The 12554-nt window shown below is 74.7% G+C and carries 8 protein-coding genes; 7 read left to right on the forward strand and 1 reads right to left on the reverse strand.

Annotation, left to right across the window (positions count from 1 at the left end):
• Positions 1-30: 30 nt before the first annotated feature.
• The 3 genes from ACFWEJ_RS00295 to ACFWEJ_RS00305 are packed head-to-tail and all read left to right on the forward strand — an operon-like array spanning position 31 to position 5752.
• The gene (locus ACFWEJ_RS00295) at positions 31-1359 is read left to right on the forward strand and encodes an MFS transporter (protein WP_377227198.1); all 1329 of its coding nucleotides are present in this window, start codon (positions 31-33) and stop codon (positions 1357-1359) included.
• A gap of 2 nt (positions 1360-1361) precedes the next feature.
• Entirely contained in the window at positions 1362-3968 is a 2607-nt protein-coding gene (locus ACFWEJ_RS00300; protein ID WP_377227199.1) for a molybdopterin oxidoreductase family protein, read from the forward strand.
• Entirely contained in the window at positions 3965-5752 is a 1788-nt protein-coding gene (locus ACFWEJ_RS00305) for an FAD-dependent oxidoreductase (protein ID WP_377227200.1), read from the forward strand. Before ACFWEJ_RS00300 ends, ACFWEJ_RS00305 begins: the two co-directional genes overlap by 4 nt.
• Positions 5753-6423: 671 nt before the next feature.
• Here the strand turns inward: ACFWEJ_RS00305 and ACFWEJ_RS00310 are convergent.
• Positions 6424-7260 carry a class I SAM-dependent methyltransferase gene (locus tag ACFWEJ_RS00310; RefSeq protein WP_377227201.1) on the reverse strand — a complete coding sequence of 279 codons (837 nt, stop codon included), beginning with the start codon at positions 7258-7260 and terminating at the stop codon, positions 6424-6426.
• A gap of 190 nt (positions 7261-7450) precedes the next feature.
• Between ACFWEJ_RS00310 and nirB the strand changes: the two genes are divergently transcribed.
• The 4 genes from nirB to ACFWEJ_RS00330 are packed head-to-tail and all read left to right on the forward strand — an operon-like array spanning position 7451 to position 12441.
• Positions 7451-10090, forward strand: coding sequence for a nitrite reductase large subunit NirB (nirB, locus tag ACFWEJ_RS00315; protein WP_377227202.1), 2640 nt, complete (start codon positions 7451-7453; stop codon positions 10088-10090).
• Positions 10087-10512 carry a nitrite reductase small subunit NirD gene (nirD, locus tag ACFWEJ_RS00320; protein ID WP_377227203.1) on the forward strand — a complete coding sequence of 142 codons (426 nt, stop codon included), beginning with the start codon at positions 10087-10089 and terminating at the stop codon, positions 10510-10512. Before nirB ends, nirD begins: the two co-directional genes overlap by 4 nt.
• The gene (cobA, locus tag ACFWEJ_RS00325; protein ID WP_377227204.1) at positions 10509-11297 is read left to right on the forward strand and encodes a uroporphyrinogen-III C-methyltransferase; all 789 of its coding nucleotides are present in this window, start codon (positions 10509-10511) and stop codon (positions 11295-11297) included. The genes nirD and cobA overlap by 4 nt, the downstream gene beginning before the upstream one ends.
• A 52-nt stretch (positions 11298-11349) precedes the next feature.
• On the forward strand, positions 11350-12441 hold the full coding sequence (locus ACFWEJ_RS00330; protein WP_377227207.1) for a uroporphyrinogen-III synthase: 1092 nt from the start codon (positions 11350-11352) through the stop codon (positions 12439-12441).
• Positions 12442-12554 lie beyond the last annotated feature (113 nt).

Raw genomic sequence — 12554 nt, forward strand, 5'->3', positions numbered from 1 at the left:
TCGGGCATACGCCCATGCAGGGAGGACGACGTGTCCACTCCGACCACACGCGACCAGGCACCCACGCCGAGCGAGTCCGCCGTCCAGCGCCGCACCGGACGCTGGATCGAGCACTGGGACCCCGAGGACAAGACGCTCTGGGAGGACGGCGGACGCCGCACCGCCCGGCGCAACCTCGTCCTGTCGATCTTCGCCGAGTTCCTCGGGTTCGGGATCTGGGCCGTCTGGTCGATCGTCGTGCCCCAGCTCCCCGCCGCGGGCTTCGACCTCACCGTCGACCAGATGTTCTGGCTCATCTCGGTCCCCAGCCTCGTCGGCGCCACCCTCCGCATCCCCTACACCTTCGCCGTCCCCGTGTTCGGCGGCCGCAACTGGACCATCGTCTCCGCGCTGCTCCTGCTGCTGCCCACGACCGCGCTCATCCTCACGGTCGGCGACCCGACCACACCGTTCCCCGTGCTGCTCGGCGCCGCGGCGCTCGCGGGCCTGGGCGGCGGCAACTTCGCGTCGTCGATGGCGAACATCTCGTTCTTCTTCCCCGAGAAGGAGAAGGGCGCCGCGCTCGGCTGGAACGCCGCCGGCGGCAACATCGGCACGGCGGCCGTGCAGCTCGCGGTCCCGCTCGTCATCGTCGCCGGGGCGGGCGTGGCGCTCGACCGGGCCGGGCTGATCTTCATCCCGTTCATCCTGCTGGCCGCGTTCCTCGCCTGGCGCTGGATGGACAACCTCGCCACGGCCAAGGCGGACCCGCGCTCGTTCGCCGTGGCGGTGCACCACAAGCACACGTGGGTCATCAGCTTCATCTACATCGGCACGTTCGGGTCGTTCATCGGCTACGCGGGCGCCTTCCCGACGCTCCTGGCCGCGCAGTTCCCGGAGGTCGCCATCCCGCTGGCGTTCCTGGGGGCGCTCGTGGGGTCGGTCGCCCGTCCGCTCGGCGGCATCCTCGCAGACCGCGTCGGCGGCGCGGTCGTGACCATCGGCGCCCTCGCGGTGATGGCGCTCGGGGCCGTGGGCGCGATCCTGGCCCTCGGGTCGGGGAGCTTCCCCCTATTCTTCGGCTCGTTCCTCGGCCTGTTCGTCGCCACCGGAGTGGGCAACGGCTCCGTCTACCGGATGATCCCCGCGGTGTTCCGGGCCAGCGGCGGGACGGCGAAGGCCGCGGCCGGCTGCATCGGCATCGCCGGGGCGATCGGGGCGTTCGGCGGGTTCCTCATCCCGCGCGGGTTCGCCCTGTCCACCACGGTGGCCGGGTCGATCGTGCCCGCGCTGTGGCTGTTCATCGGCGTGTACGTCGTGATGGCCACGGTCTGCTGGCTGGTCTACGGGCGCGGCGCCATGGCCGCGGCACGGGTCTGACCATGCTCGCCTCCCCCGGAACCGCGGTCGACTCGCACTGTCCCTACTGTGCGTTGCAGTGCGGGATGTCGCTGACGCCGCGCGCGGCGGCGCCGGGCGCGGATGTGCCGGGTGCGTCTGGTGCCGTGGCGGTGCTCGGCATGCCCGAGGTGCAGCCGCGCGACTTCCCGACCAACCGGGGCGGGCTGTGCCAGAAGGGGTGGACGTCGGCGGCGGTGCTCGGCGCGGCGGACCGGATCACCACCCCGCTGGTCCGCCGATCCCTGCTGACTGCTGGGGACCAGCCAACTGACTCGGCCGAAGGATCTGCCGAGTCAGCCGGGTGGTCCGACCAGTCGGCTGACTCGGCCGACGACAGCCGGCGAGTCAGTCCGTTGGTCCCCGTCTCCTGGGACGTGGCACTCGACGTGGTGGCCGGCCGGCTGGCCACGCTGGCCGCGGAGCACGGCCCGCAGACCGTCGCCGTGTTCGCCGGCGGCGGGCTGACCAACGAGAAGGCGTACATGCTCGGCAAGTTCGCGCGCACCGTGCTGCGGACGCCGAACATCGACTACAACGGGCGCTTCTGCATGGCGTCCGCGGCGGCCGGCATGAACCGGTCGTTCGGCGTCGACCGCGGCCTGCCCTTCCCGCTGTCCGACCTCGGCGGCGCCCAGGCCGTGCTGCTCCTCGGCTCGAACCTCGCCGAGACCATGCCGCCCGCCGTCCAGCACCTCGCCGGGGCGCGGGCGGCGGGCGGGCTCGTCGTCGTGGACCCGCGCCGGTCCGCGACGGCCCGGCTCACGGAGGACCCGGCGTCGGGCGGGCGTGCGGGTGCGGGGTCGGCCGGGCAGACGGCGGCAGGCGCCGTCGGGCAACCAGGCTCTGCCGGGCAACCAGGCGCCGTCGGGCAACCAGGCGCCGTCGGGCAACCAGGCGCCGTCGGACAGGGGAACGCGGGCACCGGGGCGCAGGGTGCCGGGAACGCCCAGGGCGTGCACCTCGCCCCGGTGCCCGGCACGGACCTCGCGGTGCTGCTCGGGCTGCTGCACGTGGTGCTCGCCGAGGGGCTCGCCGACCGGGAGTACCTGGCGGAGCGCACCACGGGGTTCGACGACGTCGCGCGCTCGGTCGCCGGCTGGTGGCCCGAGCGGGTCGAGACGGTCTCGGGCGTGCCCGCCGACGAGCTGCGCCGCGTGGCCCGCCTGCTGGCCGCCGCCGCCCCGGTGCACGGCGGCACGGGCGCGTACGTGCTGACCGGGCGCGGCGTCGAGCAGTCCACGCAGGGCACCGCCACGGTCACCGCCGCGATCAACCTGGCGCTGGCGCTTGGCCTGCCGGGGCGCGTCGGCTCGGGCTACGGCGCGATCACGGGGCAGGGCAACGGGCAGGGCGGCCGGGAGCACGGCCAGAAGGCCGACCAGCTCCCGGGCTACCGCAAGATCGACGACCCGGCCGCGCGCGAGCACGTCGCCGCCGTCTGGGGCGTGGACCCGGCGTCGCTCCCGGGCCCCGGCCTGCCGGCGGTGCGGTTGTTGAAGTCTCTGGGCGCCGTCGCCCCCGACGGCGTGCCGGCTCCCGACCGCCCCCGGGCGCTGCTGGTGCACGGGTCCAACCTGGTGGTCAGCGCCCCGAACGCGGGCAGCGTGATCGACCGGCTGCGCAGCCTCGACCTCCTCGTGGTCTGCGACTTCGTCCCGAGCGAGACGGCGCTGCTCGCCGACGTGGTGCTCCCCGTGACCCAGTGGGCCGAGGAGGAAGGCACCATGACGTCGCTCGAGGGGCGCGTCATCCGCCGTCGGGCCGCGGTGCGGGCGCCGGGCGAGGCGCGCTCCGAGCTGTGGATCCTCGCGGAGCTGGCGCGCCGGCTCGACGCACCCGAGACCCTCTCGTTCCCGACCGACCCCGCCGTGGTCTTCGACGAGCTCGCCCGCGCGTCCGCGGGCGGCCCCGCCGACTACTCCGGGCTGTCCCACGCCCGGCTCGACGCCGACGAGGCGGCCGGCGGCCCGGGCCTGTTCTGGCCGGTCCCGGCGCCTGTGGGGCACGTGTCAGACCCACAGGTCCCTCCCGTGACCTCGGCGTCCGACACGTCGCCGCACCCCGGGACGCCGCGGCTGTTCCTCGACCGGTTCGGGACGCCCGACGGCCGGGCGCGCATGGTCGCCGTCGACCACGTGGGCCCGAGCGACGAGGTGCGCCCCGACGCCCCGGTCTACCTGGTCACGGGCCGCGTGCTGCAGCACTACCAGTCGGGCGCGCAGACGCACCGCGTCGCCGAGCTGGAGCGCCTCGTGGCCGAGCCGTACGTGGAGCTGCACCCGATGCTGGGCTTCCGCGTCGGCGTGCCCGACGGCGCCCGCGTGCGCCTCACCAGCGCCCGTGGCCGGGTCGAGGCGACCGCGCGCTGGACCGATGCCGTACGTCCCGACACCGTCTTCATGCCGTTCCACTGGAGCGGCACCGGGTCGGTCAACCAGGTGACGACGGACGCCACCGACCCGATCTCCGGGATGCCGGAGTTCAAGGTCTGCGCGGTGGACGTCGCGGTGGTGGACGCCGCGGTGGACGCTCCGGCGGCCGACGCGCTCGACCGGCCGGGCACCCTACAGAAGGAGCTCTCGACATGAACCTGCGTGTCCCTGTGAAGGTCGTCGTGGTGGGTTTCGGGATGGTCGGCTCGCGGCTCGTCGACGAGCTGCTGCGTCGCGAGCCCGAGGCCTTCGACATCACGGTGCTCGGCAGCGAGCCGTACGAGCCGTACAACCGCGTGCTGCTGAGCGACGTGGTGGCCGGCCGCACCGACGTCGCGGCCATCACGATGCCCCTGCCCGACGGCGCCCGCATCAGCGTGCGCCGGGGCGTCACCGCGACGTCGATCGACCGGGAGTCGCGCGTGGTGCACGCCGACGACGGCACCGTGCACCCCTACGACCACGTGGTGCTGGCGACCGGCGCGGCGGCCCGCGTCCCGCCGATCCCGGGCCTGCGGACGCCCGACGGCGGCCTGCCCGCCGGGGTGCACGCGCTGCGCAACCTCGACGACGCCCGCGAGATCGTGGCCGCCACCGTCAACTCGCCGCGCGCCGTGGTGGTCGGTGGGGGCGTGCTGGGCCTGGAGGCCGCCGTCGGGCTCGCCGGCCGCGGCCTCAACGTGACGCTCGTCCACCACTCCGAGGGCCTCATGGAGCGGCAGCTCGTCCCCGAGGCTGCCGACGTCGTCCGGGCCGGGCTGGAGGGCCAGGGCGTGACCGTGAGGCAGAACAGCATCTCCAGCGAGGTGCTCGTGGCGGGCGGACGCGCCGTCGGCATCCGGGTCCGGGACAGCGCTGGCGGGACGGCGGGCGCGGCGGCGGGCTCGGCGGGCTCGGCGGCGGGCGCCGGCGGGGTGTCGGTGGGCGGCTCGGCGGGTCGTGCCGTGCGCGACGAGGTGGTCGCGGCGCGCCTGATCGTGTTTTCCGTCGGCACCATCCCCGAGACGGGCCTCGCCGCGGCGGCGGGGCTGACGACGGACCACGGCGTCGTCGTCGGGTACGACCTCGCCAGCCCGGACGACCCGCGCGTGCACGCGATCGGCGACTGCGCGCAGCCCCCGAGCGGTTCGCGGGGGCTCGTAGCGGAGGGCTGGGACCAGGCGCGCCGCCTGGCAGAGCAGCTGGTCTCGCTGGTGGAGCCGGTCACGCCGGTGCCGGCTGTCGCGACGCCGGCCGCCGTGCGGGTCGGCGTGTCGGCGGGTGTCGCGGGTGTCGGGGCGCCCGGCGATCCCGCCGGGACCCGGCCGACGGCGCACCTGCGGCTGCCCCACGACGGCGCCCAGCCCAGCATGGCGGTCCGGCTCGGAGCCCTGCTGACCAGCGGCGCGACGACGAGCCGCGCCCAGACGGACCGGGGGATCGACACCCGAGGGACCGACGTCGTGAAGGTCAAGGCCGGCCCGCTCAGCGTCACCACGATGGGGGTCTGCGGCCCGTCGCGCCCGGACGAGCTGACGCAGCGGGCGATCCGCCTCGCCGACCCGAGGGCGGGCCGGTTCATCGAGGTGGTGGTCTCCGACGGCATCCTCGTGGGCGCCACGTGCGTGGGCGACCCACGCGTCGCCGCCGACCTCATCGCCGCCTACACCCGCCGCACCCCGGCACCGCTCGACCCCGCGTTCCTGCTGCTCACCCCGGTGATGGCGGCGGCCGCCCCGGCGTCGTCCCCCGAGCACATGCCCGAGGACGCCGTGGTGTGCCGCTGCAACGGCGTGACCAAGGGCGACATCGCGGGCGCGTGCCCGCCGGGTGCGCACTCGGTCGAGGAGGTGGTGCGCGAGACCCGCGCGACGACGGGCTGCGGCTCGTGCAAGGACGCCGTCTGCGGCCTGGTCGACTGGCTCCGCGCATCGGAGGAGGCGATCCCGGAACCGGCGTGAGGCGCGGCAGGTGCTGGAGGTGCGGCGGGTGCGGGAGGCAGGGCGGATGTGGAAGGCGCGGTGGATGCGTGAGGCGCGCGCGGCTGGGTGCGGGAGGCCCGGCGGGTGCGGGAGGCGCGCCGGATGCGGGAGGCAGGGCGGATGTGGAAGGTGCGGGAGGCGCGGTGGATGCGCGAAGTGCGCTTCTACCCAGTCATCCGGCCCGGAATCACGAGGTTTTCGGGCCCAATGACTGGGTAGAAGCGCACCTTCAGCCCGGCGCCCGGCGCCCCGCGCCCAGCGGCTGGCGCCCAGCGGCTGGCGGCCGGCGGCTGGCGGCGACCGTTGCGGGAAGCGTTCTGGGGCGGACAGCGCTGTTGCGGAGGGTGTCGGGTGGGCCGCATCTCGTTCGACTGGGACCCGCGGAATCTTGCTCAGGCGGACTGTCCGGCTGAGGTGAATCGGGCGGGACGAGGTCGAACGATATTCAGCCCACCCGACACCCTTTGGTTGGCCTCACCTCACTCCGCGGTGAAGCCGCACGAACCGGACACAGCAGTCTGGTTCTCCGTCCAGGGGCGTCTGATGTCCGCCCGCGTGTCGCTCACTTCGCGCCGTGACACGTCATCCCTCGTGCCGCGACATGCCAGCCTCTTGTACCGCGGCACCCCAGCCCCTTGTACCGCGGCACCTCAACGCGGCCGGGTCCACTCCAGCGTGTACCGGAAGAACAGCCGACGGCGGACCCGTGCCCCGGGCAGCACCGCGCGGGCGGTCCGGGAGATCTCCGCGAACGTCTCGGCGGGATCGCACACCGGCATCTCCGGCCCGCTGTTCGCTCCGCCGTCGCCTGCGCCGGGAGGCCCGTCGCCTGCGCCGGGACGCCCGTCGCCTGCGCCGGGACGCCCGTCGCCTGCGCTGGGACGTCCGCCGTTCGCGCCGGGACGCCCGCCGTCCGTACCGGGACAGCCGTCGCCCGCGCCGCCACCGACGTCATCCACAGGGACCCGAACCGGCTGTGGATGCTTGATCAACCCCACCAGCGGGTTGAGCAGCGACGACGGGAGGTCCCAGGCGAGGTCGGCCAGCGAGTCGGCCCGCGCCAGACCCACCACGAGCAGCCGTCCGCCGGGGGCGAGCAGCTCGGCGGCGTGCCGCAGCGCGGCCTCCAGCGGCAGGTGGTGCAGCACCGCGATCATCGTGACGGCGTCGAACGTGCCGTCGAACTCCTCGAACCGGGCCCGGCGCACGGTCACCGCGGGATCGCCGGCGAATCGCTCGGCCGCGATCGAGGCCATGTCGGCGTCCGCGTCCACGCCCAGCACCTCGTCGAACCGCCCACGCAGCCGGCTCAGCAGGAGCCCTCGGCCGCACCCGACGTCGAGCACGCGGAGCCGCTGCACCGGCAGCCGTCGCAGGACCCAGCTGTGGAAGTGGTCGTTGTGGCTCCACGGGTGCCGGTGGTTGACGCGGCGCAACCAACGCCGACCGGCCCGCACGATCGGGTCCCGCACGGTCCGTATATCCACGGCGCCACGGTAGCGGCGATGAACGCGGGTCTGGTGGCGCTCCGGGCCCGCATTCCGCCACCCGGCCCGCGCTCACCGGCCCACCCCGGGCCCGCGCTCACCAGAGCGTGCGGGGCCCTGTGAGGAAGATGTTCGGCTCGGGTAACCGCGGGCGCACCAGCGCGAAAAACCCGCGACCTACGGTCAAGACATGGTCAATTCCGGCACTCCTCAGCACCTTGTGGTGATCGGCGGTGGCATGGTCGCGCAGCGGCTCGTCGAGGCGCTGCGCGCCCGGGACGACGCCGGTCGCTACCACGTCACCGTCTTCGCGGAAGAGCCCCGCGCGCCCTACGACCGCGTGGGCCTGACCCGCTGGTTCGACGAGGGCCCCGAGGGCATCGCCCTGGGCGACCCGGCCCTGTGGGCGGACCCGCTCGTCACCCTGCACACCGACCGCAAGATCGAGTCGATCGACCGCGCGGCGAAGACGGTCACGGACCGCCTGGGCCACGTGCACCCCTACGACGAGCTGGTGCTCGCCACGGGCTCCAGCGCCGCGATGCCGCCGATCCCCGGGAACGACCTCCCCGGCGTCTTCGTCTACCGCACCATCGACGACGTCGCGGCCCTGCGCGGCTGGGTCGAGGAGAAGCGCCGCGGCTACCCCGAGGGCAAGCCGGTCCGCGGCGCCGTCATCGGCGGCGGCCTGCTCGGCCTGGAGGCCGCCGGGGCCCTGACCGCGCTGGACGCGCAGGCCACCGTGATCGAGTTCGGCACCCACCTCATGGGGGTGCAGGTCGACCTCGGCGGGGGCCACGCGCTGAAGCGCCTGATCAACGGCAAGGGCATCGGCGTCCGCGCCGAGACCGCGACCAGCCAGATGAAGCCGCACCGCCGCACCGGCCACGTGGGCCGGCTCGACTTCGCGGACGGCGGGCGGCTCGACGTCGACGTCGTCGTGGTCGCCACGGGCGTGCGCCCCCGGGACGAGCTCGGCCGGGCGGCCGGGCTGCCGGTCGGCGAGCGCGGCGGCGTCGTCGTCGACCTGACCTGCCGCACCGAGGACCCGCACGTCTGGGCCGTCGGCGAGGTCGCCTGCATCGAGGGCCGTTGCCTGGGCCTCGTGGCGCCCGGCAACACGATGGCCGAGGTGGTCGTGGACCGGCTGCTCGGCGGCCTGGCCGAGTTCCCCGGGGCCGACACCGCGACCAAGCTCAAGCTGTCCGGCGTCGACGTCGCCTCGTTCGGCGACGCGCACGCCCGCACCGAGGACGCCGTCGAGGTGGTCTGGGCCGACCCCGTGGCCGGCGTCTACAAGAAGCTTGTCCTCTCGGACGACGCCCGCACCCTCCTGGGCGGCGTCTTCGTGGGCGACGCCGCACCGTACGCGAGCCTGCGCCCCATGCTCGGGGCGGAGCTGCCCGGCGACGACCCGAGCGCGTTCCTGCTCCCGGAAGGCGGCGGGGCCGCCCCGGGCCTGGAGCTCCCGGACGACGCCAACGTGTGCTCCTGCAACAGCGTCTCGGCGGGCACCATCCGCGGCGCCGTCACCGAGCACCAGTGCACCGACGTGCCGGGCGTGAAGGCCTGCACCCGGGCCGGCACCACCTGCGGCGCCTGCCTGCCGCTGGTCAAGAAGCTCGTGGACACCGAGCTGGAGCGCGCGGGCATCGAGGTCAGCACGGCCCTGTGCGAGCACTTCGAGATGTCCCGCGCCCAGCTCTTCGACGCCGTCCGGGTGGCCGACCTGCACTCGTTCAGCGACATCGTGGCCCGGTTCGGGAGCGGCACGACGGCGGACGGCGACGCGGGCACCACCGCGGGCACCACCGCGAAGGGCCGCGGCTGCGACATCTGCAAGCCCGTCGTCGCGTCGATCCTGGCGAGCCTGGGCAACGGGCACATCCTGGCCGGCGAGCAGTCCACGCTCCAGGACACGAACGACCACATGCTCGCCAACCTGCAGAAGGACGGCACCTACTCGGTGGTGCCCCGGATGCCCGGCGGCGAGGTCACGCCGGAGGGTCTCATCGTGGTCGGAGAGGTCGCGCGCGACTTCGGGCTCTACACGAAGATCACGGGCGGCCAGCGCATCGACATGTTCGGCGCCCGCGTGGAGCAGCTCCCGGACATCTGGCGCCGCCTGGTCGACGCCGGCTTCGAGTCCGGGCACGCGTACGGCAAGTCGCTGCGCACCGTGAAGTCGTGCGTCGGCTCCACCTGGTGCAGGTACGGCGTGCAGGACTCCGTGGGCATGGCCGTCGAGCTGGAGCTGCGCTACCGCGGCCTGCGCTCGCCCCACAAGCTCAAGATGGGCGTCTCGGGCTGCGCCCGCGAGTGCGCGGAGGCACGCGGCAAGGACGTGGGCGTCATCGCCACGGACAAGGGCTGGAACATCTACGTGGGCGGCAACGGCGGTCAGACGCCGCGGCACGCGAAGCTGCTCGCGGAGGACCTGACCTCCGAGGAGCTGCTGCGCACCATCGACCGCTTCCTCATGTACTACGTGCGCACGGCCGACCGGCTGCAGCGCACGGCGCCGTGGATCGAGGAGGTCGACGGCGGCCTGGAGGGCGTGCGCGAGGTGATCATGGACGACTCGCTCGGCATCTGCGCCGACCTGGACGCCGCGATGGCCCGGCACGTCGAGAACTACGAGGACGAGTGGAAGGCCGTGCTGGAGGACCCGGAGAAGCTGCGCCGGTTCTCCTCCTTCGTCAACGCCCCCAAGGACGCCGACCCGTCGCTGGCCTACGTGACCGAGCGCGGTCAGCGCCGTCCGGCGACGTCGGCGGAGCGCGCGTCCGGCGTCGTCATCGCAGGCCCCAAGCTGGAGGTACGAGCATGACCGTCAACGACGTCGCGGACCCCCAGGTCGCCGGGGAGCCCCCGCCCCCGGGCCGCTGGGAGCGCGCCTGCCTGCTCGCCGACCTGTTCCCCGAGCGCGGCGCGGCGGCGCTCTTCGGGGACGTCCAGGTCGCGCTCTTCCGCCTGCCCGACGACGCCGCCTACGGCGGCCACGCCGGGCGGGTGTACGCCGTGCAGAACCTGGACCCGTTCTCGGCGGCGCACGTGATGTCGCGCGGGATCGTCGGCACGCGGGCCGGTGAGCCCACGGTCGCCGCGCCCGTCTACAAGCAGGTGTTCTCCCTGGCCACGGGCACGTGCCTGGCGATGGCGGACAAGTCTCCGAAGGACGACCTCCCGGCAGACCTCGTGACCTACCCGGTCGAGGTCCGCGAGGACGTGATCTACGTGGGTCTCCCGTGACGACGGGGCGGGTCACGCTCGTCGGGGGCGGGCCCGGTGCCGTCGACCTGCTGACCGTGCGGGCCTGGCGGGCGCTGCAGGCGGCCGACGTCGTGGTGGCCGACCGGCTCGGCCCCGTCGAGATCCTCGCCGAGCTCCCACCGCACGTCCGCGTGGTCGACGTCGGCAAGGAGCCCGGCCGGCACCCCGTGCCGCAGGAGCGCATCAACGAGCTGATCGTGGAGCACGCGCTGGCCGGCGCCCACGTGGTGCGGCTCAAGGGCGGCGACCCGTTCGTGCTCGGCCGGGGCGGCGAGGAGGTGCTCGCGTGCGTCGCGGCGGGCGTGCCGGTCGAGGTGGTCCCCGGCATCACGTCCGCCGTCGCCGTGCCGGGGCTGGCCGGCATCCCGCTCACCCACCGCGGGGTCACCACGGGCTTCCACGTGGTCTCGGGCCACTGCGCCGCGGGGCCCGCCGCGGACACGTCCGGGCCGCTCGACCAGGCCGCGCTCTCCTGCGTGCGGTTCGGCACGGCTACGCTTGTCGTACTGATGGGGGTGCGGTCCCTCGGCGCGATCGTGGCGCAGTGCCTGGCCGCAGGCGCCGATCCCGGAACTCCCGTGGCGATGGTGGAGAACGGTTCCACGCCGGAGCAGCGTGTCACGCGCGCCCGTCTCGACCAGGCGGCGGACGTGGCGGCGGCTCGCGGTGTGCGGTCGCCCGCGGTCGTTGTCATCGGCCACGTGGCCGCGGCTGGGCTTCTGGAGGGTACGAGTGAGCGACGTCTGGCAGGTGCCGGTGTCTGACGCCGCAGCGCCTGCCCGCGCCCAGGCCGCCCACCCGGCGCTGGGCCAGGTCATGGCCGGCGCCACGGTGCTGGTCACGGCGGAGCGCCGGGCCTCCGAGCTCGCCGCCGCCCTGGAGCGGCGCGGCGCCACGATCCGGCACGCGCCCGCGCTCAGCATGATCCCGCACGTCGACGACCAGACGCTGATCGCCGCGACCCGCGCCATCGTCGCCGCGCCGCCCGACGTCCTGGTGGTGACGACCGGGATCGGGTTCCGCGCCTGGATCGAGGCCGCCGACGCGCACGGGCTCGCCGAGCCCCTCCTCGCCATGCTCACCGGGACCCGGCTCGTCGCGCGCGGCCCCAAGGCCCGCGGCGCGATCCAGGCCGCCGGCCTGCAGGCCGACTGGGTGGCCGAGTCCGAGACGTCCGCAGAGGTGGCGGAGGTGCTGCTCAGCGAGGGTGTGCAGGGGCTGCGCATCGCGATCCAGCACCACGGCGCGGGCGCCGACGGGCTGGACGACGTGTTCGAGAAGGCCGGCGCGCAGGTCGCGAGCCTCGTCGTCTACCGCTGGGGCCCCGCGCCGGACCCGACGACGGTCCGCGACTCCGCGCACGCCGTGGCCGACGGCGAGATCGACGCCGTGGTCTTCACGTCCGCGCCGGGCGCCGAGGCGTGGCTCCAGGCCGTCGAGGCCGAGGGCCTGGTCGACCGGGTCCGCGCGCGGTTCGTCGACGGCGGCACGGTCGCCGCCGCCGTCGGGCCCGTGACGGCAAAGCCGCTGGAGCACCGCGGGATCGTGCCGCTGCAGCCCGAGCGCGGGCGGCTCGGCGCACTCGTGCGCGCGCTGGTGGGGCACTACGAGCACATCGAGTCCGTGGCGCTGGGCACGGTCGCCGGGTCGCTGGTGATCCGGGCGCGCGTCGCGGTGCTCGACGGCAAGGTGCTGCCGCTGTCCCCGACCGGAGTCGCCGTGCTGCGGCTGCTCGCGGCGGCCGAGGGCGACGTCGTGCCGCGCGAGGACGTGCTCGCCGCGCTGCCGGGCGACTCGCAGGACACGCACGCCGCCGAGGTCGCGATCGCGCGGCTGCGCGAGGCGGCGGGCCGCCGCGACCTGATCCGCACCGTGGTCAAGCGGGGCTACCGCATCGAGCTGGCCTGAGGCTCGCCCCGCCGGGACCCGGACGCCGTCCCGCGACCCTTTTCCGCGGCCCTCTCCGGGGGCCCGATCCTGATCCCCTTTGAGGCCCGGCTTTCTTCGCTTTGAGGCCGCTC

Origin of the sequence: Promicromonospora sp. NPDC060204 (genome assembly GCF_042728455.1) — a bacterium.
Lineage (GTDB): Bacteria > Actinomycetota > Actinomycetes > Actinomycetales > Cellulomonadaceae > Promicromonospora.